The 20,865-nt window shown below is 68.2% G+C and carries 27 protein-coding genes; 11 read left to right on the plus strand and 16 right to left on the minus strand.

Annotated features, from left to right (window positions below; genetic code table 11):
* Window positions 1–3: 3 nt before the first annotated feature.
* From PMI02_RS16630 to PMI02_RS16640, 3 genes are read right to left on the minus strand one after another with little or no spacing between them, the layout of a single operon-like run.
* Window positions 4–201: a hypothetical protein gene (locus PMI02_RS16630; RefSeq protein WP_007684937.1), complete on the minus strand. Its 198-nt coding sequence runs from the start codon at window positions 199–201 to the stop codon at window positions 4–6.
* Window positions 201–395, minus strand: a complete 195-nt coding sequence (locus PMI02_RS16635) for a helix-turn-helix transcriptional regulator (protein ID WP_007684939.1) — start codon at window positions 393–395, stop codon at window positions 201–203. The genes PMI02_RS16630 and PMI02_RS16635 overlap by 1 nt, the downstream gene beginning before the upstream one ends.
* A complete protein-coding gene (locus PMI02_RS16640; RefSeq protein ID WP_007684941.1) occupies window positions 392–979 on the minus strand; it encodes a hypothetical protein in 588 nt (195 codons plus the stop codon). Before PMI02_RS16640 ends, PMI02_RS16635 begins: the two co-directional genes overlap by 4 nt.
* A gap of 388 nt (window positions 980–1,367) precedes the next feature.
* Between PMI02_RS16640 and thrS the strand changes: the two genes are divergently transcribed.
* Both thrS and PMI02_RS16650 read left to right on the plus strand, forming a co-directional pair.
* Window positions 1,368–3,362 carry a threonine--tRNA ligase gene (thrS, locus tag PMI02_RS16645; RefSeq protein ID WP_007684943.1) on the plus strand — a complete coding sequence of 665 codons (1,995 nt, stop codon included), beginning with the start codon at window positions 1,368–1,370 and terminating at the stop codon, window positions 3,360–3,362.
* The gene (locus PMI02_RS16650; RefSeq protein ID WP_007684945.1) at window positions 3,359–4,039 is read left to right on the plus strand and encodes a spermidine synthase; all 681 of its coding nucleotides are present in this window, start codon (window positions 3,359–3,361) and stop codon (window positions 4,037–4,039) included. Before thrS ends, PMI02_RS16650 begins: the two co-directional genes overlap by 4 nt.
* A gap of 126 nt (window positions 4,040–4,165) precedes the next feature.
* On the opposite strand, the gene PMI02_RS16655 is transcribed toward PMI02_RS16650, so the two are convergent.
* The 6 genes from PMI02_RS16655 to PMI02_RS16675 all read right to left on the minus strand — a co-directional run bounded on the left by PMI02_RS16655 (window position 4,166) and on the right by PMI02_RS16675 (window position 8,696).
* Window positions 4,166–4,375 (minus strand): hypothetical protein, encoded by a 210-nt coding sequence (locus tag PMI02_RS16655; protein ID WP_007684947.1) that lies wholly within the window; start codon window positions 4,373–4,375, stop codon window positions 4,166–4,168.
* Between the two features lie 34 nt (window positions 4,376–4,409).
* Window positions 4,410–5,297, minus strand: a complete 888-nt coding sequence (locus PMI02_RS16660; protein WP_007684949.1) for a bestrophin family protein — start codon at window positions 5,295–5,297, stop codon at window positions 4,410–4,412.
* Window positions 5,294–5,563 (minus strand): hypothetical protein, encoded by a 270-nt coding sequence (locus PMI02_RS16665; RefSeq protein ID WP_007684951.1) that lies wholly within the window; start codon window positions 5,561–5,563, stop codon window positions 5,294–5,296. Before PMI02_RS16665 ends, PMI02_RS16660 begins: the two co-directional genes overlap by 4 nt.
* A gap of 197 nt (window positions 5,564–5,760) precedes the next feature.
* Window positions 5,761–5,886: a hypothetical protein gene (locus PMI02_RS28200; protein ID WP_255348716.1), complete on the minus strand. Its 126-nt coding sequence runs from the start codon at window positions 5,884–5,886 to the stop codon at window positions 5,761–5,763.
* Window positions 5,887–5,988: 102 nt separating this feature from the next.
* Complete coding sequence (locus tag PMI02_RS16670; RefSeq protein ID WP_007684955.1) at window positions 5,989–7,002, minus strand: agmatine deiminase family protein; 1,014 nt, start codon at window positions 7,000–7,002, stop codon at window positions 5,989–5,991.
* On the minus strand, window positions 6,987–8,696 hold the full coding sequence (locus PMI02_RS16675; RefSeq protein ID WP_007684957.1) for a M28 family metallopeptidase: 1,710 nt from the start codon (window positions 8,694–8,696) through the stop codon (window positions 6,987–6,989). Before PMI02_RS16675 ends, PMI02_RS16670 begins: the two co-directional genes overlap by 16 nt.
* Window positions 8,697–8,885: 189 nt before the next feature.
* Here PMI02_RS16675 and PMI02_RS16680 point away from each other — a divergent pair, with 189 nt between their 5' ends.
* From PMI02_RS16680 to PMI02_RS16700, 5 genes are all read left to right on the plus strand, one after another.
* Window positions 8,886–11,609, plus strand: a complete 2,724-nt coding sequence (locus PMI02_RS16680) for a bifunctional [glutamine synthetase] adenylyltransferase/[glutamine synthetase]-adenylyl-L-tyrosine phosphorylase (protein ID WP_007684959.1) — start codon at window positions 8,886–8,888, stop codon at window positions 11,607–11,609.
* Window positions 11,606–12,082, plus strand: a complete 477-nt coding sequence (locus PMI02_RS16685) for a peroxiredoxin (RefSeq protein ID WP_007684961.1) — start codon at window positions 11,606–11,608, stop codon at window positions 12,080–12,082. Before PMI02_RS16680 ends, PMI02_RS16685 begins: the two co-directional genes overlap by 4 nt.
* Before the next feature lie 216 nt (window positions 12,083–12,298).
* The gene (locus tag PMI02_RS16690; protein ID WP_007684963.1) at window positions 12,299–13,102 is read left to right on the plus strand and encodes a ferritin-like domain-containing protein; all 804 of its coding nucleotides are present in this window, start codon (window positions 12,299–12,301) and stop codon (window positions 13,100–13,102) included.
* Window positions 13,103–13,238: 136 nt separating this feature from the next.
* On the plus strand, window positions 13,239–13,967 hold the full coding sequence (locus tag PMI02_RS16695) for a M23 family metallopeptidase (RefSeq protein WP_007684965.1): 729 nt from the start codon (window positions 13,239–13,241) through the stop codon (window positions 13,965–13,967).
* A 163-nt stretch (window positions 13,968–14,130) separates the two neighbouring features.
* Window positions 14,131–14,403: a PilZ domain-containing protein gene (locus PMI02_RS16700; protein WP_036504264.1), complete on the plus strand. Its 273-nt coding sequence runs from the start codon at window positions 14,131–14,133 to the stop codon at window positions 14,401–14,403.
* 291 nt (window positions 14,404–14,694) lie between these two features.
* Here the strand turns inward: PMI02_RS16700 and flhB are convergent, their stop codons facing one another.
* The 5 genes from flhB to flgC form a co-directional block, all read right to left on the minus strand.
* Window positions 14,695–15,771 (minus strand): flagellar biosynthesis protein FlhB, encoded by a 1,077-nt coding sequence (gene flhB / locus PMI02_RS16705; RefSeq protein ID WP_007684969.1) that lies wholly within the window; start codon window positions 15,769–15,771, stop codon window positions 14,695–14,697.
* A 1-nt stretch (window position 15,772) separates the two neighbouring features.
* On the minus strand, window positions 15,773–16,552 hold the full coding sequence (fliR, locus tag PMI02_RS16710; protein WP_007684971.1) for a flagellar biosynthetic protein FliR: 780 nt from the start codon (window positions 16,550–16,552) through the stop codon (window positions 15,773–15,775).
* A gap of 4 nt (window positions 16,553–16,556) precedes the next feature.
* Window positions 16,557–16,820 (minus strand): flagellar biosynthetic protein FliQ, encoded by a 264-nt coding sequence (locus PMI02_RS16715; RefSeq protein ID WP_007684974.1) that lies wholly within the window; start codon window positions 16,818–16,820, stop codon window positions 16,557–16,559.
* A 110-nt stretch (window positions 16,821–16,930) separates the two neighbouring features.
* Window positions 16,931–17,335: a flagellar hook-basal body complex protein FliE gene (locus PMI02_RS16720; protein ID WP_007684976.1), complete on the minus strand. Its 405-nt coding sequence runs from the start codon at window positions 17,333–17,335 to the stop codon at window positions 16,931–16,933.
* A 10-nt stretch (window positions 17,336–17,345) separates the two neighbouring features.
* Window positions 17,346–17,789, minus strand: a complete 444-nt coding sequence (gene flgC / locus PMI02_RS16725; protein WP_052025624.1) for a flagellar basal body rod protein FlgC — start codon at window positions 17,787–17,789, stop codon at window positions 17,346–17,348.
* Window positions 17,790–17,887: 98 nt separating this feature from the next.
* Here flgC and PMI02_RS16730 point away from each other — a divergent pair, with 98 nt between their 5' ends.
* From PMI02_RS16730 to PMI02_RS16745, 4 genes are read left to right on the plus strand one after another with little or no spacing between them, the layout of a single operon-like run.
* Complete coding sequence (locus PMI02_RS16730) at window positions 17,888–18,121, plus strand: FliM/FliN family flagellar motor switch protein (protein WP_007684979.1); 234 nt, start codon at window positions 17,888–17,890, stop codon at window positions 18,119–18,121.
* Window positions 18,122–18,124: 3 nt separating this feature from the next.
* On the plus strand, window positions 18,125–18,526 hold the full coding sequence (locus tag PMI02_RS16735; RefSeq protein WP_007684981.1) for a flagellar biosynthetic protein FliO: 402 nt from the start codon (window positions 18,125–18,127) through the stop codon (window positions 18,524–18,526).
* Window positions 18,526–19,275, plus strand: coding sequence for a flagellar type III secretion system pore protein FliP (gene fliP / locus PMI02_RS16740; protein WP_007684983.1), 750 nt, complete (start codon window positions 18,526–18,528; stop codon window positions 19,273–19,275). The genes PMI02_RS16735 and fliP overlap by 1 nt, the downstream gene beginning before the upstream one ends.
* Window positions 19,276–19,332: 57 nt before the next feature.
* Window positions 19,333–19,530, plus strand: coding sequence for a hypothetical protein (locus PMI02_RS16745; protein ID WP_007684985.1), 198 nt, complete (start codon window positions 19,333–19,335; stop codon window positions 19,528–19,530).
* A gap of 9 nt (window positions 19,531–19,539) precedes the next feature.
* Here the strand turns inward: PMI02_RS16745 and PMI02_RS16750 are convergent, their stop codons facing one another.
* Both PMI02_RS16750 and PMI02_RS16755 read right to left on the minus strand, forming a co-directional pair.
* Window positions 19,540–19,980, minus strand: a complete 441-nt coding sequence (locus PMI02_RS16750) for a hypothetical protein (RefSeq protein ID WP_007684987.1) — start codon at window positions 19,978–19,980, stop codon at window positions 19,540–19,542.
* Window positions 19,981–19,987: 7 nt separating this feature from the next.
* A complete protein-coding gene (locus tag PMI02_RS16755; protein WP_007684989.1) occupies window positions 19,988–20,854 on the minus strand; it encodes a flagellar motor protein MotB in 867 nt (288 codons plus the stop codon).
* Window positions 20,855–20,865: the final 11 nt, after the last annotated feature.

Genomic DNA, 20,865 nt, shown 5'->3' on the forward strand with positions numbered 1-20,865 from the left:
CCTTCAGTAGAGGGTCGGACCCAGCACCCGCAGGACGATCCTGCCCTCGACCGGGAACTCGCCCAGGCTCGTCTCGACGCGGGGCTCGCGGTCATGGCGCGCGCCGGCGAAAACACCGAGCGCGACGGCCACGCCCACCGCGATCGCGATGGAGGTGCCGATTGCCACTGCCGTCCTGCGCCGATCGGGTCCGGCCGTCATCACTCGCCCCTCTGGAAGATATCCTCGATCGCCATACCAAAAAGGTCGGCGATACGGAAGGCGAGCGGCAGCGACGGGTCGTAGCGCCCGGTCTCGATCGCGTTGACGCTCTGGCGCGAGACCTCCAGCCGCTCGGCAAGGTCCTGCTGGCTCCAGCCTCGCTCGGCGCGCAGCACCTTGAGGCGGTTCTTCACTTCTCGCTCCAGCGATTGACGAAGGTGCCGAGCGCTAGCCCGATCGCCCAGACGGGCACCGCCGCCCAGCTGGGCACGTGTGGCACGAGTTCGAACGTCTCGAGGAAGCCCCAGACCGTCGCGACGGCGAGCAGCAGCCCGGTCGCCGACAGCGCCGCGTTCACCACCTTCATGCGCAGGTATTCGTCCTGCTCCTCGATGAGGTAGCGCGCCATGGCCCAGACCAGATAGAGGATCGGCAAGGCGGGCAACACCGCCAGCAGCCACAGCAGCGGGCCATGGGCGTCGAGCGCCCTGCTCCCCGCGACGGCCACGAACAGCAGCAGCACATAGGCGAACGACCACGCCAAGCCGCGCCGGTTGTACCGCTGCGTGGCCGGCGATAGCGCCCCGCACGCGGCCTGCGCCCGCTCGGTCGCCCGCACGAAGGGGATCAGGAGCAGCATCGGCGGGATCATCACCAGCGCCGAGGGAATCGACGGCAGGTCGAACCAGCGCGCCAGAAAGCCCGTGCCGAACATGCCGATGAAGAAGGCGGCACCCCAGAGCCAGACCGGGCGTCGTGAGACAAGTGTACTATCCATTGCATCAAGCTCCCTTGATAAGATGTAAAGTACCATTGTCATTCGGAGTGCCATAAGTCAAGCGTCATTGACATCGCCCGTCGTCCCCGCCTGCGCGGGGACGACGGTTGCATACAGGGGATGACTCATGCCACCGCAATCGCTACATAACCCGGCGATGATGCACCTGCGCACCCCGACCACAACCGAGACTACCCGGCGTGTCCGGGCACGGTCGGTCGCGCGCTGAAGGCGCGAGCCACCGTCGCCCGGCTTCGGGCGAGGCGGCGTCACTCTCCCGAAACGAACGTTTCACCCGACGCCGACGCTTCACCCGGAGGCGCGCCTGTGCCATGGCGCGCTCAAAGCCCTGCCAAGTTCGACGGCGCGGGAAAACGAGAGAATCCGAATGTCCGAGATGTTCAAGATCAGCCTGCCCGACGGTTCGGTCCGCGAGATGCCCGAGGGATCCACCCCGGCAGACGTCGCCGCCGCGATCGGCCCCGGCCTCGCCAAGGCCGCGCTCGCAGCCCGCATCGACGGCGAACTGGTCGACCTGAACCTGCCCTTCACCGGCGATGCGCAGCTGGCCCTCGTCACCAGCCGCGACGAGGCCGAGGCGCTCGAACTCGCCCGCCACGACTTCGCGCACATCCTCGCCGAAGCGGTGCAGGCGCTGTTCCCCGGCACGCAGATCACCTTCGGTCCCTCGACGGACGACGGTTTCTACTACGACTTCGCGCCGAAGGACCGCCCCTTCACCGACGACGACCTGCCGGCGATCGAAGCGGAGATGCGCAGGATCATCGCCGCCGACAAGCCGCTGCGCCGTGAGGTCTGGGACCGCGAGACGCTGATCAGCCGCTGGAAGCAGCAGGGCGAGAGCTTCAAGGCCGAATGGGCCGCCGAACTCCCCGGCGACGAACCGCTGACGGTCTACTGGTCGGGCGAGGACTGGCTCGACATGTGCCGCGGGCCCCACCTGCCCTCGACCGGCAAGCTGGACCCTGCCGCCTTCAAGCTGACGCGCGTCTCGGGCGCTTACTGGCGCGGCGACCAGAAGAACGCGATGCTCAGCCGCATCTACGGCACCGGCTGGCTCAACAAGAAGCAGCTCGCCGCGCACATGACGCGCCTCGAGGAAGCCGCCAAGCGCGACCACCGCAAGCTCGGCAACGAGATGGACCTGTTCCACCTCCAGGCCGAAGCGCACGGCTCGGTGTTCTGGCACCCCAAGGGCTACGTGATCTGGCGCGAGCTGGAAGCCTACATGCGCCGCGCCATCGACGGCGCCGGCTACCGCGAGGTCAAGACCCCGCAGGTCATGGACGCGCGCCAGTGGGAGCAGTCCGGCCACTGGGGCAAGTACCGCGAGAACATGTTCGTCATCCCCGACGAAGTGCCCAACGTCGAGGACGAAGGCGCGATCATCTCGGACGATGCCGAGTGGATGGCGCTCAAGCCGATGAACTGTCCGGCGCACGTCCTGATCTTCCGCCAGGGCATGAAGTCGTACCGCGAGCTGCCGCTGCGGCTCTACGAGAACGGCTGCTGCCACCGCAACGAGCCGCACGGCGCGCTGCACGGGCTGATGCGCGTGCGCCAGTTCACCCAGGACGACGCGCATATCTTCTGCCGCGAGGACCAGATCGTCGCCGAAGTGCAGGACTTCTGCGCGCTGGCCGACCGGGTCTACAAGGACTTCGGCTTCACCTACTCGATCAAGCTCGCGCTGCGCCCCGAAAAGCGCTTCGGCAGCGAGGAGATGTGGGACAAGGCGGAATCCGAGCTGCGCGCCGCCGTGGTCAAGGCCGGGCTCGCCACCGAGCAGTACGGCTGGGAGGAACTCCCCGGCGAAGGCGCGTTCTATGCGCCGAAGCTGGAATGGCACCTGACCGACGCGATCGGCCGCACCTGGCAGGTCGGCACGATCCAGTCCGACCGCGTGCTGCCCGAGCGCCTCGACGCCAGCTACATCGGCGAGGACGGCGAGAAGCACCGCCCGGTCATGCTGCACCGCGCGATCTTTGGTTCGTACGAGCGCTTCATCGGTATCCTGATCGAGCACTTCGCCGGCAAGCTGCCGGTCTGGCTCGCCCCGGTGCAGGCGGTGGTCGCGACGATCGTCTCCGACGCCGACGCCTATGCCCACGAAGTCACCGCGAAGCTGCGCGCCGCCGGCGTGCGCGTCGAGACCGACGTGCGCAACGAGAAGATCAACTACAAGGTGCGCGAGCACTCGGTCCAGAAGGTCCCGCACCTTCTGGTCGTCGGCAAGCGCGAGGCCGAGGAAGGCACCGTCGCGCTGCGCACGCTGGGAGCCGAGCACCAGAAGGTGATGACGCTGGACGAGGCGATCGCGCTGCTGAAGTCCGAAGCCACCGCACCGGACCTCAGGTCATGATCCAGCGCGAACTCCTCGACACCGCCTGGATCCCCGACGGCGGGAAGCTCGAGCTGTTCCGGCACGACCAGGACTTCATGATCGTGCTCGGCCACAACGAACTGATGAGCACGCGCAAGTGGGGTTCGGAAGAGGCGCTGGCGACGATGTCGTTCGACCGCGTCAGGAACTCCAAGCGACCGCACTTCCTGATCGGCGGCTACGGCATGGGCTTCACCCTGCGCGCTGCGCTCAAGGTTCTGCCGAAGGATGCGCAGGTCACCGTGGTCGAACTGGTGCCGGAGATCATCGAATGGGCGCGCGGCCCGATGGCGCACGTCATGCAGGGCTGCCTCGAAGACCCGCGCGTCACGCTGGTGATGGGCGACGTCGCCCACGTCATCGCCGAGGGCCACGGCGACTATGACGCGATCCTGCTCGACGTCGACAACGGCCCGGACGGACTCGTGCGCGAGGACAACAACGTCATCTACTCCAAGGTCGGCCTGCGTGCCGCCAAACGCGCGCTGACGCCCGACGGGGTATTGGCGATCTGGTCGGCCGGGGCGGACCCGGCGTTCAAGCGGCGGCTGGAGAAGGCCGGGCTCGCGGTGGACGAAGTGAAGGTCCACGCCCGCAGCAACGGCAAGGGGCCCAAGCACGTCATCTGGTTCTCGTCGAAGACCGAGCAGGCCTGAAACCAAACCCTGAGTTAAGCCGGCGCCGCGCGCACAGCGATCTCAGACGCCCCTTGTTCCATCAGCCCCGCGAGGGCGGGAACGACGTGTCTCCTGGAACCGCGGGGGGCTGTGCTCCCCTGCCTCTTACCCTTCGATCTGCTTCACCGGCACCCGCCGCCGACGCCACCGCGCGGCTGCCACGATCACCGCGCTGCTCAGCAGCATGGTCGACACCATGATCCCCACTCCGACGAATCCCGCCGGGCTGAAGTCGGTGCGGACCTCGGCGCTGAAGCTCTTGCCGACGCGCACGACGGTGCTGGTGACCTGGCGATCTTTTTTCGAAAAGCGCATCGGCTGAGTTCCTGTGGGGCTGGAAGCCGTCAGCCTACCACAGCACGCCGTGCTTGTCCGGCCCCAGCGGCTCGGGAGCTTTTTCGCCGATCGACTGCAGCAGGTCGATCTCGATCGTGCGGCACATCGCGTTGAGCGGCAGGTCGTGGATGTCGTTGGCGAAGGGGTCCACCAGATCGTCGCCGATGGTCAGCACCGCGAGGAACATGAGCCCGGCGATGGTCGAGCCCAGCGGCGTCGCGAACTGCAGCGTCTCGACGAGGCCGATCGGCAGCAGCACGCAGAACAGGTGCGTGAACAGCATCGGCAGGAAGCGGTACTGGAACGGCAAGGGCGTGTTCTTGAGCCGCTCCATGCCGCCCTGCGCGTTGGCGATGTCAACCAGCACGGCCTCCATCTGCGCCTGCTGGATGGTGTCGATCCAGCCGTTGCGCCGCGCTTCGTCGATGCGGCGGCCGGTACCGTCGAGGATGCCGTTGGCGACGTTGGTGCGCTCGAGCGCGAGGTCCGCCTCATGCTGCGGGAGCAGGCGGATCACCTCTTCGTCGGGCGGCAGGCGGCGCAGCTGGCAGCGCAGCGCGTTGACGTAGGCGATCTGGCGCATGACGATCCGCCGCTTGTAGTCCGAAGCCTCGGGATCGGGCATGAAGTTGCGCGCCGAGCGGGCGATGTTGCGGCTGGCGTTGATCATCAGGCCCCACAGGCCCCGTCCTTCCCACCAGCGCTGGTAGGCCGAGTTGCTGCGGAAGCCGAGAAACAGGCCCAGCACCGTGCCGAACAGCGTCACCGGCAGTTCGGGCGCCTTGAAGGGCAGCACGTAGTACGTGATGGTCACGATCACGTCCCAGACGAACAGGACGGTGAGCGGCTTCCAGATTTCCCGGACGATCCGGGCGGGACTTGGTATCTTGCTGACGATCATTGGTGAAGCGCGGTCTCCGGCCGGGGGTGCTGCGCGAGGGTGGTCGTGCGCTTTTCCTGGAAGCTGTGCGCGGGCTTCTCAGTGGGCTTTTCGGTCGAACGGGCCATTGCGATCGAAGTTCCGGTCGCGGGGCGGATCGAGAACCAGTTCACGCGGTCGGCCGCCACCAGGAACGCGAGGACGCCGCAGCCGAACAGCAGCAGCAGCAGGTTGCCGGTAAGCGATTCTCGAAGCCGGGTGCGGTCCACTTCGGTCATTCTGCGCATGGTCGATCTCCAAAATCAGGTGTCGCCCCTAGATTGGTGTGACCAGATTTCGATTGCATCAGCACTTTGCGACGAATCTTTGCTGCGATGCGGCGTGTCGGTGTGCAGTGCAACAAAGGAGACAAGATGCGGCCATGCTGCACCTTGTCGCGTTGAAATGACGGGGAAATATTGCGGCCCGGTGAACGGGCATGCGCTCAGAACGAGAGCGAGGTGCGCGCCAGGATCAGCGCCAAAGCGCAGCCGCCCACGATGACCGGACGCAGCAGCGTTGCGGCGGGGTGGTTGAGCGGAGCCTTCGCAAGAGCGACGATACGAGCCATGGCAGCGACCATGCGGCGCCGCTGGTTTCCAAAGCGTTAAGGAGGCGGGAGCGAGTAAATGCGCCCATCGAAAATTTCTCGCGGAATGGACAGCCCGCCGGCTCAGACCACCGACGGCATCTGCTGGCTGGAGCAGTGGAACGAGCCGCCGCCCGCCAGCACCGCATCTGCCCTGACGCCCACAGTGTCGCGGTCCGGGAACAGCGCGGCGATGGCGGCGACGCCCTCCGCGTCGTGCGCGGTGCCGTAGGTCGGCACCACGACCAGTTTCGAGGTGATCGCGAAGTTCATGTAGCTGGCCGGCTCGATCCGCCCGCCCTCGCTTTCGACGCGCCCCGGCGAAGGGACTTCGGCGACGGTCACGCCCATCGCCTCGGCCCGCGCCTTGGCGTCGGCATAGATCGCGGCGTTGGGGTCGTCGTGGCCGGTGGCGCGCGGCAAGGCCAACACGTTCGGCGCCACGAAGCGAGCGAGATTGTCGACATGGCCGTCGGTGTGGTCGTTGATCAGGCCGTCGCCCAGCCACAGCACGCGGTCGTAGCCGAGGTCGCGCTCGAGGCGCATCTCGAGATCGGCCTGGGTCAGGTGCGGGTTGCGATTGGGGTTGAGCAGGCACTGCCCGGTCGTCGCGACCAGCCCCGTGCCGTCCCCGTCAAGGGCGCCGCCCTCGAGGATCCAGTCGGCCAGTTCCACCTCGAGCCCGGCCTCGCGGGCCAGTTCCTCACCGATCTCCTGGTCGCCGTCCATCAGGTACTTGCCGCCCCAGCCGTTGAAGCCGAAGCGCATCGCCTTGCGCGCGCCGTGCTGGTCCATCGTCACGAGCGGCCCGGTATCGCGCAGCCAGACGTCGCCGTAGCGCCGCGTCTCCAGCGTGACCTTGTCCGAGACCAGCTCGGATGCCCGCGCCCGGTTCGCCTCGTCGCGCACGAGGAGGCGCACTTCCTGCCCGCTTTCGGCAACGGCGCTGGCGAAGGCCGCCATCTGCTCCTGCGCCATGTCTAGGAAGCCCGGCCATTCGACCGGATCGTGCGGGAAGCCGATCCAGATCCAGTCCTGCGGATGCCATTCGGGCGGCAGTGAAAAGCCGGCGAGCGCGAAAGTCACTTGGAGTTGCATCCCTTGGTTGCAGCCGCGCAGGCCTTGTCGCGTATCGCGCGGAATTCGTCGGTCGGGCGCCAGTTGGGCCACATCGAGCCCTCCGCCAGTTCGCGGCCGAGGTCATAGTAGAGCGCGGCGTCCTGCGCGATGCCGGTCCAGTCCCAGTCGTCGGAATATTCGTCGGCCGGGGCGTGGTAGCGGTTGTCGGTATAGTCCTGCGCGGCCTTTTCGCCCGCTTCCGTGCCGCCGTTCACCAGGTCGGCGCTGCGCTCGATGTTGAACATCGGCACGCCGCGCTTGGCGAGGCTGAAGTGGTCCGAGCGGTAGTAGCCGCCCCGCTCGGGATGGTCCTCGGGCACGTCGGTGAGACCCCGTGCCTTGAGGGCGGCGAGGTAGAGGTCGCCCAGCTCCGACTTGTCGCCGCCGGTCGAGGTATAGGATTTCGACGGCCCGGTCGGCAGCAGCGCGTCCATGTTGACGCCGCCGACGGTGTGGTCGAGCGGATAGATCGGGTTGGCGCCGTAGTATTCCGAGCCGAGCAGCCCGGATTCCTCCAGCGTCAGCGCCACGAAGACCTGACTGCGCGCGGCGGGGCCGGCCTCGGCGTTCATCTTGGCGATCCCGGTCAGCACCGCGACGCCGTCCGCGTTATCGACAGCGCCGTTGCAGATGTCGTCGCCCGTCGCGTCCGGCGTGCAGCGGCCCAGGTGGTCCCAATGTGCACTGTAGAGCACGACTTCGTCGGGCCGGGTCTTGCCGGGCAGCACGCCGACGACGTTGTTCGAGGTCGACTTGCGGATGGCATTGTCGAACCCGAAGCTGACCTTGAGGCCGAGCGGGACCGCCTTGAAGCCCTTTTTCTGGGCGGCGGCAGTGAGACTGGCAAGGTCCTTGCCGGCGGCCTTGAGGATCGCCTCGGCGACGCCCTTCTGCACCCAGCCGTTGGCGACGGTCTGGTCCATGCCATCATTGGCCTTCTGAACCGAATATTGCGCGCCGGTCCAGCTCGAGTTGACGACCTTCCAGCCATAGGCGGCGGAGAAGGTGTCGTGCACGATCAGCGCGGCGGTGGCGCCCTGGCGCGCGGCTTCCTCGAACTTGTAGGTCCAGCGCCCGTAGTAGGTCATGCGGCGGCCCTTGAAGAGGCCGGCCTCGCTTTCCATCGCATAGTCGGGGTCGTTGACGAGGATGACGGCCGTCTTCCCCTTCATGTCGAGCCCGGCGTAGTCGTTCCAGCCCAGCTCCGGCGCGTTGATGCCGTAGCCGACGAAGACCAGCTCGCTGTCCTTGACCTGCGTCTTCGGTGTCACGCGGTAACTGGCGGCTACGAAATCGTCGCCCGGCTTGAACGAGAGTTTGCCCGGGCCGGAGACCGTCAGCGGCGTATAGTTGCCGCCGGTCAGCTCGACGGTCGGCACCGGCTGGAGCCACTGGCCCTTGTTACCGGGCTGCAGCCCCGCCGCCTTGAACTGCGCGATGATGTAGTCGAGCACCTTGGGCTCGATCGCGGTGGAGGGCGCGCGGCCCTCGAAGTCGTCGGCGGAGAGGCGCTTGGTGATCGCCTGCATCAGCGGCACCGGGACGTCAGGCTGCGCGCCGGCGTCCTTGGGCGGCCTGAGTGCGGTGCCCTTGGGCAGCGGACCGTCCTGCGCGGATGCGGCAGTACACAGACCAAGCGTCATGGCGGCAGCTAGCGGCAGGATATGTTTCATGGGCAGGACCTCGCTGGGACGGGCGCACAGGTGCCAGAGCAGGCGGCGCGGGGCAAGGGTGGGCCTACGGGACATGCCGGGGCTCAACCGCTCATTTCACAACTCAGCCTTATCATCGTCATCCCCGCGAAGACGGGGCGCGGCGATCGCCCTCTTGCTCCCAAACCGCTGGCCGGGCACTCATGCCCCATGAGTGCCGACTGGACCGCCGCCATCGCCCGCGCCCGCGCTAATGCGCCGTACCTCGCGGGGCTGCTGGAGCGCCGCCCGGCCCTGGCCGAGTTGCTCGCCGCCGGAGACGGAACCGGTGCGCTGGCCTTCGCCCGCGCTGCCGGCGACGGCGCGCCCGACACCGCATCCGCGCTGCGGCGCGAGAAGCAGGCGCTGGCGCTCACCCTCGCCATCGGCGATCTTGCCGGAGCCTTCCCGCTGCTCGAGGTGACCGGCGCTCTCTCCGCCTTCGCCGACCGGGCGCTGGATGCCGCCATCGTCGAGGGCATCCGCCGCCGCGCGGCCGATTTCGACCCCGGAACCACTTCCACCGGCTTCATCGCGCTCGCCCTGGGCAAGCACGGCGCGGGCGAACTCAACTACAGCTCGGACATCGACCCGATCCTGCTGTTCGATCCCCTCGCCCTCCCCCGCCGCGAGCGGGACGAGCCCGGCGAGGCGGCGCAGCGCGTGGCGCGCACGGTGGTGGAGACGCTCTCGCGCGTCGATCACGAGGGCTACGTCTTCCGCGTCGATCTGCGACTGCGCCCCGCCTCGGAGGTCAGCCCGCTGGCGATCCCGGTCGGCGCCGCGCTGACCCACTACGAATCGTCGGCGCTCACCTGGGAGCGCGCCGCCTTCATCCGCGCCCGCGCCTGCGCCGGCGACATCGCGGCGGGCGAGGCGTTCCTCGCCGCGATCCGCCCCTTCGTCTGGCGCCGCAGCCTCGACTTCGGGGCGATCGCCGAGATCGGGCGCCTCACCGCGCAGATCCGCGCCAGCACCCGCGGTTCGGCGGTGGTCGGCCCGGGGTTCGACCTCAAGAAAGGGCGCGGCGGCATCCGCGAGGTGGAGTTCTACGCGCAGACCCACCAGCTGATCCACGGCGGTCGCCACCCGGCGCTGCGCCTGCGCGGCACCCGCGCCACGCTCGACGCGCTCGCCGATGCCGGACTGGTTCCGGCGGACGAGGCGCGGCTGCTCGGCGAAAGCTACGACCGTCTGCGCGTGGTCGAACACCGGCTGCAGATGATCCAGGACCAGCAGACCCACAGCCTGCCGAAGACCGAAGAGGCGATCGAGGCCGTCGCCCGGCTCGACGGATTGCCGCATGGAAGGGCGCTGCTGGACGAGCTGACGCAGATCACCGAGGCCGTGGGCGCCCGCTACGACGCGCTCATCATGGCCAACACGCCCGCCGGCGGTGTCCCGGTGGCCGCGCCCGACCAGTCCACGCTGGTGGAGGAACTGGAGACGCTGGGCTTCGCCGATCCCGGCGCGCTGGCCGAGCGCATCCGTGGCTGGCTCGGCGGCAAGGTTCGCGCATTGCGCTCGGAGGCTGCGCGCCGCGCCTTCCAGGCGATCCGCCCCGACCTCCTCGCCGCCTTCGCCGCCGCTCCCGACCCCGAGCGCCTGCTGGCGCGCTGGGAGGAACTGCTGGGCAACCTGCCGAGCGCGATCAATCTGTTCAACCTGCTGGAAGCGCGCCCCGCTCTCATCGACCTGCTCGCCCGCATCCTCGGCCTCGCCCCGCCACTGGCCGATGCGCTGGCCCGCCGCGCCGACCTGCTCGACCCGCTGATCGATGCATCCGCCTTCGACCTGCCCGGCACCGTCGCCGACCTCACCGCCGAACTGGCCCGCTTCGAGCCGGGCGACGACTACGAACGCAAGCTCGATGCGGTGCGCCGCAAGGTGGGCGAGATGCGTTTCAAGCTGGGCGTCCAGCTGATCGAGGGTGCCAACGACCCGATCGCCATCGGCCACGCCCTCGCCCGCATTGCCGAAGCCGCGCTGGTGGTTCTGACCGATGCGGCGGTAGAGGAATTCCGCGCCGTGCACGGCGAGGTGCCCGGCAGCGAGATGCTGGTGCTCGGCCTCGGCCGAATGGGCGGCGGGGTACTGACCCACGCCTCCGACCTCGACCTCATCTACCTGTTCAGCGGCGACTTCCAGGCCGAATCCGGCGGCCGCCGTCCACTGGGGGCGACGCATTACTACAACCGCCTGTCGCAGCGCGCGATCTCGGCCCTGTCGGTCGCGACCGCGCAGGGCGCGCTGTTCGAGGTCGACACCCGCCTGCGTCCCTCGGGCGCGCAGGGTCCGCCCGCCGCCAGCCTCGACAGCTTCGAGCGCTACCAGCGCGAACAGGCCTGGACCTGGGAGCACATGGCGCTGTGCCGCGCGCGCGCGCTCTACGGCTCGGCCGAGGGTCGCGGGGCGCTGGACGCGATCGTCCGCGCGGTGCTGACCGAACCGCGCGAAACTGAAAAGCTGCGCACCGACGTACTCGAAATGCGCGCCAAGATGGCGAAGCACAAGCCGGCGAGAGGCCCGCTGGACGTCAAGCTGGCACGCGGCGGGCTGGTCGATCTCGAATTCATCGTCCACTTCATCCAGCTGCGCGAACGCGGCCCCGGCCTCGACCCCGATCTCGGCGAAGCGGTGCGCGCACTGGCCGCCGCCGGACTGGCACCCGCCCCGCTGGTGGAGGCGCATGACGCGCTTACCCGCCTGCTCGTCGCCGGGCGGCTGCTCGCACCCGATGCGCAGGAGCCCGGCCACGCCGCCTGCATGGCGCTCGTGCGCGCTTGTGGCTATGGGGACTGGCAGACGCTCGAACGGGGGCTGGCCGAGGCGCGCGCGCATGTCGCTGCGGCCTGGCACGCGGCCTTCGGCGAAACCTTGGAGATCGACCCATGACGACAACGCGCCCCCACGTCGGCGACCCGTTCCCCGACATCGCCCTCGAAACGCCCGAGGGCGGCAGCGTGAAGGTCTCGGACTTCGCCGGGCGCAAGCTGGTGGTGTTCTTCTACCCCAAGGACGCGACGCCGGGCTGCACCACCGAGAACATCGAGTTCTCCGCCCTGGCGCCCGAGTTCGAGGCCGCCGGCACCGCGCTGCTCGGCGTCAGCAAGGATTCGGCGAAGAAGCACCAGAACTTCATCGCCAAGCACGACCTCAAGGCCCCGCTCGCCACCGATGCGGAAGAGAATGGCCTTTCCGACGCGCTCGGCATCTGGACCGAGAAGGTGAATTACGGCCGCACCTACATGGGCATGGTCCGCACCACCTATCTTGTCGGGCCGGACGGGAAGATCGCGCAGGTCTGGGACAAGGTGAAGGTCAAGGACCACGCCGCCAAGGTGCTGGAAGCCGCAAAGGCGCTGTGAATTAGAGGGTTCACGCGGAGGCGCGGAGCCGCAAAGGTGTCTTGCTACGCCGCAGGCTTCCTCGCCTTTCAACGCCCCGGCAAACTCAGCGCTGGAATTGGAAGCGGCACTGCCGCCAGAGCGACATCTTCGCGCCTTTGCGCCTTTGCGCGAATCCACACTTCTTTTCCTCCGCGCCTCCGCGTGAAACCCGACAACCTCCAAGACGAGAAAATCATGCCCCGCCCCAGCGCACCCCCTACCGTAGCCGCCGCCATCCATGCGGCGCTGTGCGAGCGTGACGTGCGCGCCAAGGCGATGGCGGCGCGCAAGGTCGCACGCGACTGGCGCCTGGGGCGGCTCGCCTTCGTGTTCGACGTGGCCATGCCCGACACCCCTGGCCGCCCGCACGAACCCGAACTGCTGCCGCCCGCGAAGATGCCCAAGCGCAAGAGCGGATCCGCGCACGGCCGCATCGCGCTATGGCATGCGCTCGCGCATATCGAGTTCGTGGCGATCGACCTCGCGCTCGACATGGCGGGGCGCTTCGGAGCGGAGATGGGTCCGGCCTTCGTCGGCGATTTCCTGTCCGTGGCCGCCGACGAGGCCATGCATTTCGCGCTGCTCGACCGCCACTTGCATACATTTGGCAGCCGCTACGGCGCCCTGCCCGCACATGACGGTCTCTGGGGCGCCGCCGCGGAGACCAGCCACGACGTCGCCGCGCGGCTCGCGGTAGTGCCGATGGTGCTCGAAGCGCGCGGCCTCGACGTCACGCCGGGCGCCATCGAGCGGGTGCGCGCAGCCGGAGACCAGCGCGGCGCGCGAATCCTGGAACGAATCCTTGACGACGAGATTCGGCATGTCCGGTTCGGTGCAAACCATTTCAACGACGTAGCGCAACGGTTGGCCGAAGAGCCGGGAAACCTGTGGAAATCCTTGATTTTTCGTTACTTTCGCAGCAACCTGAAACCGCCGTTCAACGACTCAGCGCGCCTCTCTGCCGGTCTGTCGCGCGATTTGTATACCGCGCTTGCCTAGGTCAAACATGACGGCATAAGTCATGTCCTGCGAGACGGCGGGGGGTTCCGACCATCTCCAAACCTGAAGTGCGGCCTGCTTCCGCTGAAGCTGGCCGTGCGAAAACAACGTCGCATGCATTCGGGAAACCGGGCGGATGAAGGCGGAAAGCAAGGTATTGCGAGTGGTCGTAACGAAATTCTTCGCCAAGTTCCGCGCAGTGACAGGTCTCTTCGTCGTTGCCGGACTTACGGTCGCCGCCCATCCCGCGATGGCAAACAGCAGCGCCGCCTCTGCCGACATTTCCGCTCCGCTGCGCGCCGCCCAGGCCGCCAACCAGTCTGTAACGGGCGGCGAGGACGAACAGTTCCGCCAGCTCTTCAGTTCCTGGCAGAACTTCGAGGAAACCGGCCTCGCCTCGGCCAAGCCCAAGCCCGCCATCGCCGGCAGCTTCGCCTCGGTCGCCATCCCCTCGCGCAACCCCCTGGCCCAGGAACGCATGACCAGCACCTTCGGCATGCGCGAACACCCCATTCTCGGCGGTCGCCGCGCGCACAAGGGCGTCGACCTCGCCGCCCCCGTCGGCACCCCGATCTACGCCACCGCAGACGGCACCGTCAGCCGCGCCTCCTGGTTCAGCGGCTACGGCCTTTACATCGCGCTCGAGCATGGCGGCGACATGCAGACCCGCTACGGCCACATGTCGCGCCTCAACGTCGCCGAGGGCCAGCGCGTCCACAAGGGTGACGTCATCGGTTTCGTCGGCAGCACCGGCAACTCGACCGGCCCGCACCTGCACTACGAAGTGCGGATGAGCGGCGAAGCGGTCAACCCGATCCCCTACATGCAGACGGGCATCGCCGTCGCATCGGCAGCGGACCACTAAGAGTTTCAAACCCCCGACCAGGACCGCGAGAGACGGTCCGGTCAACGTCAGGTTTGGAGAGGAGGGAAGAGGCGGTCTTAGGGCCGCCTTTTCTTGTTTGGGCGCTTGCTTCCCGTGGGCCCGCCGCCCTGAAATTCGCCGCCGCGCCGCCGTCCTTGTCCGGATGGACGAGCCTCGCTTCCGCCCCACGCCCCACTGGCGAGAACGCCGCCGACGGCGCTGCATGCGCTTCGCGCTCACCGATTCGGCGGGCGTGGAGATCGCGGTGATCGTGCGCGACATCTCGACGCGCGGCCTCAGCGCCGCCGCGATGGGCACTCCGCCCGCCCTCAACGAAGTGGTCCGCGCCCGGCTGGCGGATGGCCGCGTGCTGTGGGGCCTCGTGCGCTGGCAGGACGACAACCTGTTCGGCGTCGAGTTCGACACCCAAGAGTGAGTGCGGCGAAGCGCGGCTGACTTTCCTACAGGCACCGGGCCGGGGTAGGTTCTGCGCATGCTCCCCGCTGCCGAACTCCCCTCGCGACATGCACCCGTTCCCGGCCGGGCTCGCGCGTCACAAGGCGGCACTTGCAGCTGCTGCAAGGCGACACCTTTTCACGCGCAAGGCGACACGTTTCGCGTGCAAGGCGACACTTCCGGGCCTCCAGGAGACACCTTTTCCCCTGGACCATGTAAACCGTGTAAACCTGTGTCGCCTTATGGGCCGGCGGGCGCCGGGGGAAGCGGCTTACTTCCGCCCCTCGCGCGCAAGGCGCATGACGTAGCCGATGATCTCGGCCACCGCGGCGTAGTGCTCGATCGGGATCGGGTGGTCGATCTCCACCGAGGCGTGCAGCGCGCGGGCCAGCGGCGGGTTCTCGAGGATCGGCACGCCCGCCTCGGCGGCGACCTCGCGGATGCGCAGGGCCACCGCGTCCATGCCCTTGGCGACCACGGTCGGCGCGGCGGTGACGCCGTGCTCGTACTTGAGCGCGACCGCATAGTGCGTCGGGTTGGTGACGATGACGCTGGCGCCCGGCACCGCCGCCATCATCCGCCCCCGCGCGCGCTGCGCCTGGATCTGGCGGATCTTCGCCTTGATCTTGGGATCGCCGTCGCTCTGCTTGTGCTCGTCCTTCAGCTCCTGCAGCGTCATGCGCATCCGCGTCAGAAAGGCGCGGCGCTGGTAGAGGAAGTCGAACAGCGCCAGCGCCGCGACCAGCAGCACCACCGCGCGCAGCGCCTCGAAGGCCAGCCCCGCGGCCGCCGCGCCGATCGCACCGGGCGAGCGCCCGACCAGACCGTCCACCCCGTCGAGGCTGGGCGCGAGCACCATCCAGACGACCAGCCCGATCGCACCGATCTTGGCCAGCGTCTTGCCGAACTCGACCAGCGCGCGCGTGCCGAACAGGCGCTTGAGCCCCCCGGCGGGCGAGAGCTTGGACCACTTGGGGCTCACCCGCGACCAGCTCAGCGTCACCCGCCCTTGCAGGAACACCGTGGCCAGCGCGGTCGCCATCAGCACCGCGAAGACCGGCAGCAGCGACAACGCCGTATGCCCGGCGACCCCGGTGGCGAGGTTCTGCGCGCCGTCCGGGTCGAGCGTGAAGTCCTCGGCGCTGCCCCACAGCCGCTTGAGCATGGCGGTGAGCCGCTGCATCGCGGTGAGGCCGAGCCAGCCGGTGACCGCCAGCGCGCCCGCCATCATCGTCGCGTGGCGTACCTCGGCGGCCATCGGCACTTCGCCGCGCCGCCTCGCATCGTCGAGCTTCTTGGGCGTCGCCTCGTGGGTCCGCTGGTCCTTGTCGTCGCCGCCTTCGGCCATGTCAGAGCTTCCAGCCGCTTTGCATGAACGTCGTCATGGCGGCGGCGAAGGCGGTCAGCATCGCGCCGATCGACATCGCCAGCACCGACATGCCAAGCAGCAGGTTGAGGGGCTGGGCGATGAAGAACACCTGGATCGAGGGCGCCACCCGCGCCGCCAGCCCGAGGCCGAGGTTGAACAGCATTCCGTAGAGGATCAGCGGTGCGGCCAGGCTCACCCCCAGCGCCAGCGCCTGCCCGGTGACCGAGACGGCAAGGTGCGCGAAGTCGGCCGCGTTCGGCATCCCGCCGACGGGGAACGTCGCATAGGAGCCGAAGATCGAGGCGATCCACAGGTGATGGACGCCCGCGCCCATGCACACCACGACGGCGGCCAGCCCAATCAGGCGCGAGAGCAGCGGCGCCTGCCCGCCCATCGAAGGGTCGACCACCAGTGCCGAGGACAGCCCCACCTGCTGCGCCGCGATGGCCCCGGCGATGGCGGCGGCGCTGAACAGGATGCGCACGACCATCCCGATGGCAAGGCCGACCATGACTTCGCCGATGACCAGCAGCGGCAGCAAAATGCCGGAATGGAGCGCGGGCGTCACGCGCGGCTCCAGCATGCCGTACATGCCGAAGGTGAAGCCCAGCGCCATGACCAGCCGGATCTGCGGCGGCACGGCGTCCTCGGAAAAGGCCGGCAGCAGCATGATGACCGCGCCGACGCGGCAGAACAGGATGAGGAACGCCGCCGTGTCGATCGGCAGGCGCAGCAGCGTCGCGAGATCGAGCGCGTCCAAGCCCTCAGCCCGAGACGATGGCGTCGGCGATGCGGTCCATGAAGGCGCCCAGCGCATGGCCGATCATCGGCAGGCTCAGCAGCATGACGACGCCGAGCACCAGCAGCTTGGGCACGAAGGTCAGCGTCATTTCCTGAACCTGCGTCAGCGCCTGGAGCAGGCCGATGGCGACGCCGACGATGAGCGCGGCGATCAGCATGGGACCGGCGATGGTCAGCATCAGCATCAGCGCGGCGCGCGCGATCTCGATGGCCTGGTCGGGGGTCATGGTTTGGCGGTCACCGCTGTTCGCGAGGTCATGACCCACGTCCGTTCGTATCGAGCGAAGTCGAGACACGAACGGAAAGAGAGGTGCTTTTCACGTGAAACGCACCCGCCCTAGATCTGCATCCGCATGATTTCGGAGTAGGCTGAAACGACCCGGTCGCGCACGGCGACGATGGTGTCGAGCGCGGTCTCGGCGGCGCCGATCGCGGTGACGACGTCGATGAGGTCGCCCTTGCCGCCGATCTGCTTCACGCTCTGGGTCTCGGCATTGCGGAGCGAACCGGCGGTCTCGGAAACCATCGATTCAACCATGCCGCCGAAGCTGGTGCCGCCACCGACCGAACCGCCGATGCCGCCCAGACCGCCGAGCCCGCCGCCGACGCCAAGCCCGGCGCCGATCCCGCCTGCGCCGCTCGTCGCCGATGCGGACGCCGGCTGGCCTGTGCCCGACAGCGGCGAGGCGGCCCGCATCGCGCGGCCATAGGCCGAGGCTGCATCGAGTGCTCCGATCGACATGCCGGCGTCCTTACTTCAGCAGGTCGATCGTGCGCATGGTCATGCCGCGCGCCGATTCGATGGCGTTGAGATTGGCTTCGTAGGAGCGCTGCGCCGCCTTCATGTCGGCCGCCTCGATCAGCGGGTTGACGTTGGGCTGCTCGACGTAGCCTGCGCCGTCCGCTGCCGGGTTACCGGGCTGGTAGATGCGGCCGAAAGCGCTCTTGTCCGCGTCGATCGACTTGACGGCGACTTGCGTGGCGCCGCTGGCGCGGTCCACTTCGGCGGCGAATGTGGCGACGCGGCGGCGGTAGGGATCGCCTTCCGGCGTGGCCGCGACCGAGTCCGAGTTGGCAAGGTTCTCGGCGATGACGCGCATCCGCAGCGCCTGCGCGCGCAGGCCCGAGGCCGAGACGTCGATTGCATTGCCCAGTTCCGCCAAGGGTCGCTCCTGCCCGCCGTACCCGCCCTCCATGCGGCGGGGTCTTACCGCTTCCTTATAGGCAACTTTTTCCTAGTGGCGTATCCATCCTATAATTATTTTCCTATAATCCGCCTTGAAAGGAGACGCGCTTGTCCGTCCTCGAAGGCATCCCCATCGACCTGCAGATCGTGCTCGGTTCGACGAGCATCCCGATCCGCCAGGTCCTCAAGATGAGCCGCGGCGCGATGATCCCGCTCGACTGCGGGCAGGACGATCCGACGCGCGTCTACGTCAACGACCAGCTGGTCGCCGAGGGCCGTATCCTCGTCAACGGCGAGGCGATGTCGCTGGAGATCACCCGCGTCGTCGAGCGGGAGCGCTGAGGGGTGGACGCATGGTCGCTCCTGCGCATGCTAGGTGCGCTTAGCGTCGTCCTAGGTGGACTTATGGGCGCGTTATGGTGCGTGCGCCGCTACGACCTGACTCTGCCGCGCAAGTGGCTGGAAAGACTTGGAAATACCGGTCCTGAAAAACGCCTGCGGGTGGTCGAGCGCCTCGCCATCGACCAGCGCCGCTCGGTCGTCCTCCTGCGCCGCGACGACCGGGAATTCAGCGTGATGATCGGGCCAGAAGGCGTGGTCGTCCTGGACTCGGCCCTCGCCCCGGCGGCGGCGCAGGCCCCTGCAGCAGCAGCCCCGGCGCCCGAGACCTTCGCCTCGAAAATCCCCATACTTCCAGAGGTTTGGTTCGCGCAGGACATCAAGCAGGACATAGGGGGCGTCCACTGATGCGCGCTATCCGCCGCTGCACCGCGCTCCTCGGCGCCGCCCTGATCCTCGCCCTGCCCGCCGCGGCCATGGCGCAGGACGCCGCCGCCCTCGCCGGCGCGGCTGGCGGCGGAGGAATGACCAGCCGGGTCCTCCAGCTCGTCATGATCCTGACGGTGCTCAGCCTCGCGCCGGGCATTCTGATGACGATCACCTCGTTCACCCGCATCGTCGTCGCGCTCTCGCTGCTGCGCTCGGGACTGGGCGTGCAGGGCGTTCCGCCCAACCCGATCGTCATCTCACTGGCGCTTTTCCTCAGCTTCTTCGTCATGGCGCCGACTTTCGACGCCGCCTGGAAGCAGGGCATGGTGCCCTACAACGCTGGGCAGATCACCGAGACGCAGGCGCTCGACCAGGCCAGCCGGCCGTTCCACGCCTTCATGCTCAAGCAGGTGCGCGACGACGACGTGAAGCTGTTCGTCAGCCTCTCCGGCAAGGTCCCACGCAGCCGCGCGGAACTGCCGATGACGACGCTGATGCCCGCCTTCATGATCTCGGAACTGCGCCGGGCCTTCGAGATCGGCTTCCTGCTGTTGCTGCCGTTCCTGGTGATCGACCTTGCCGTCGCCGCCGTGCTCATGGCGATGGGCATGATGATGCTGCCCCCCGCCACGATCTCGCTGCCGATGAAGATCATCTTCTTCGTGCTGGTGGACGGATGGGCCCTCGTCGCAGGATCGCTGGTGAAGAGTTTCGGCGGGCCGGGCTGAATCCGCCCCGTCTTCGGGCGGCTTGCTTGTCCCGTCGTTCGGGAGCAGGGAACCGCCATGGACGACGAAGACACTCCCTGGCCCGGCAGGCCCGAAAGGCGCCTTCTGCGCCGCATCTACAACGGCCGGACCGTCCCTATCATCGCGGATGGAAGGCCGTTCCTGACGTTCAGGGACGCCAGCAGATACCTTCAGTCGCTGCCCCCGGAGGCGCGTGAAGCGGCGTACCTCCAGATGAAGGCCGCAGCGCAATAGGCGCCCGCGTCAGGCCGGCGAGGCCCGCGTGACCGCGACGCTGCGCACCACATCCTTGCCGTAGACTTCGGCCGCCGCCTCCATCACCACGCGGCGGAAGGCGTCTAGCCCCGGGACCAGCCCGTCCGGCCCGCTGGCGAGCGGCGCGCGGTAGGTGCGCAGGTTCACCGCGTTGAGCAGCAAAGGCAGCTTCGCGCCGACGTCCTCGGCCTTACCCTCGGTCACTTCGAGCTGGCATTCGAAGCTCGCGTAGCCGGACAGGCGGCCATCGGCGAAGACCAGAGGCGCTAGGATTTCGCCCGCGGGCACGAATTCGGTCGCGACCTTTCCGGCCGCTTTCGGATGCCCGCCGACGAGTTGCGGCAGGAAGCGTCCCGCCCCCCATGCCCCGACGCCGCCGACGCCGAGACCCGCCAAGACCGCCACAAGGCCGATCAAGATGCGCTTCATCGGGCCCTCAGAACTTGAAGCTGGCGTCGTGGGGCAGAGCACCGGGCTCGGCCATGACGACGATGGTGATGCGCCGGTTTTCCGGCCGGTCGGGCTGGTCGGGATAGACCGGCTCGGTCCCCGCCTTGGCGACGACTTCGGAGAAATGGTCCGCGGGGAGACCCGCCGCGACCATCGCCGAGCGTGCCGCCAGCGCGCGCTGGGCGGAGAGGTTCCAGTTCGCCTCGCTGTCGCCGCCGCTGCCGTCGGTGTGGCCCTCGATCGCGATGCGCGCGTCGATCCCGGCGAGCTTGTGCGCGGCACGGGCGAGCATGCCGCGTGCGAAGTCGTTGAGCTGCGCGGTGCTGCCCTTGAACATCGAGCGCTGCGGGCTGTCGACGAGGTGGATGCGCAGCCCTTCACGGCTAGGGCGGACGTCGATGTTGCGCTTGCCCTGGTCGGACTCCAGCGGCGGTTCGAGAGCGATGCGCATCTCCTCGGCCATGACCCGCAGCGCCGCTTCGGGCACCTCCGCCGTGCCCCCGCGCGCGACCCCCTTGGTGCCTGCTTCGGAGGCCGGCTCGCCGCGCGATTCCTCGTCGGAGGACTGGTCGTTGCGGCCGTGCCCGCCCGATCCGGGCTGGGCGCCGGGCCGGTCGGTCAGCGTGGTCGAGGGGTTGGACTTCTGGGTCTCGGGCGTGAAGTATTCCGCGAGGCCCTTCAGCTGGACCTCGTCGGGGTTGGCAAGCAGCCAGAGCAGCATGAAGAAGGCCATCATCGCGGTCACGAAGTCCGCATAGGCGACTTTCCACGCGCCGCCGTGGTGGGCGGCGTGGCCTTTCTTCTTCACCTTGCGGATCACGATGGGGCGGTGATCGGAGCCCTTTGCGGCCATGTTCGCTCGCC

The organism is Novosphingobium sp. AP12 (assembly GCF_000281975.1).
In the GTDB taxonomy this organism is placed as follows: Bacteria; Pseudomonadota; Alphaproteobacteria; order Sphingomonadales; family Sphingomonadaceae; genus Novosphingobium.

Coding starts and splice junctions, on each gene's coding strand:
- PMI02_RS16630 (WP_007684937.1), bottom strand. CDS start 201: ATGACGGCCGGACCCGATCGGCGCAGGACGGCAGTGGCAATCGGCACC.
- PMI02_RS16640 (WP_007684941.1), bottom strand. CDS start 979: ATGGATAGTACACTTGTCTCACGACGCCCGGTCTGGCTCTGGGGTGCC.
- thrS (WP_007684943.1), top strand. CDS start 1,368: ATGTCCGAGATGTTCAAGATCAGCCTGCCCGACGGTTCGGTCCGCGAG.
- PMI02_RS16650 (WP_007684945.1), top strand. CDS start 3,359: ATGATCCAGCGCGAACTCCTCGACACCGCCTGGATCCCCGACGGCGGG.
- PMI02_RS16655 (WP_007684947.1), bottom strand. CDS start 4,375: ATGCGCTTTTCGAAAAAAGATCGCCAGGTCACCAGCACCGTCGTGCGC.
- PMI02_RS16660 (WP_007684949.1), bottom strand. CDS start 5,297: ATGATCGTCAGCAAGATACCAAGTCCCGCCCGGATCGTCCGGGAAATC.
- PMI02_RS16665 (WP_007684951.1), bottom strand. CDS start 5,563: ATGCGCAGAATGACCGAAGTGGACCGCACCCGGCTTCGAGAATCGCTT.
- PMI02_RS28200 (WP_255348716.1), bottom strand. CDS start 5,886: ATGGCTCGTATCGTCGCTCTTGCGAAGGCTCCGCTCAACCACCCCGCC.
- PMI02_RS16670 (WP_007684955.1), bottom strand. CDS start 7,002: ATGCAACTCCAAGTGACTTTCGCGCTCGCCGGCTTTTCACTGCCGCCC.
- PMI02_RS16675 (WP_007684957.1), bottom strand. CDS start 8,696: ATGAAACATATCCTGCCGCTAGCTGCCGCCATGACGCTTGGTCTGTGT.
- PMI02_RS16680 (WP_007684959.1), top strand. CDS start 8,886: ATGAGTGCCGACTGGACCGCCGCCATCGCCCGCGCCCGCGCTAATGCG.
- PMI02_RS16685 (WP_007684961.1), top strand. CDS start 11,606: ATGACGACAACGCGCCCCCACGTCGGCGACCCGTTCCCCGACATCGCC.
- PMI02_RS16690 (WP_007684963.1), top strand. CDS start 12,299: ATGCCCCGCCCCAGCGCACCCCCTACCGTAGCCGCCGCCATCCATGCG.
- PMI02_RS16695 (WP_007684965.1), top strand. CDS start 13,239: ATGAAGGCGGAAAGCAAGGTATTGCGAGTGGTCGTAACGAAATTCTTC.
- PMI02_RS16700 (WP_036504264.1), top strand. CDS start 14,131: ATGGACGAGCCTCGCTTCCGCCCCACGCCCCACTGGCGAGAACGCCGC.
- flhB (WP_007684969.1), bottom strand. CDS start 15,771: ATGGCCGAAGGCGGCGACGACAAGGACCAGCGGACCCACGAGGCGACG.
- PMI02_RS16715 (WP_007684974.1), bottom strand. CDS start 16,820: ATGACCCCCGACCAGGCCATCGAGATCGCGCGCGCCGCGCTGATGCTG.
- PMI02_RS16720 (WP_007684976.1), bottom strand. CDS start 17,335: ATGTCGATCGGAGCACTCGATGCAGCCTCGGCCTATGGCCGCGCGATG.
- flgC (WP_052025624.1), bottom strand. CDS start 17,789: ATGGAGGGCGGGTACGGCGGGCAGGAGCGACCCTTGGCGGAACTGGGC.
- fliP (WP_007684983.1), top strand. CDS start 18,526: ATGCGCGCTATCCGCCGCTGCACCGCGCTCCTCGGCGCCGCCCTGATC.
- PMI02_RS16745 (WP_007684985.1), top strand. CDS start 19,333: ATGGACGACGAAGACACTCCCTGGCCCGGCAGGCCCGAAAGGCGCCTT.
- PMI02_RS16750 (WP_007684987.1), bottom strand. CDS start 19,980: ATGAAGCGCATCTTGATCGGCCTTGTGGCGGTCTTGGCGGGTCTCGGC.
- PMI02_RS16755 (WP_007684989.1), bottom strand. CDS start 20,854: ATGGCCGCAAAGGGCTCCGATCACCGCCCCATCGTGATCCGCAAGGTG.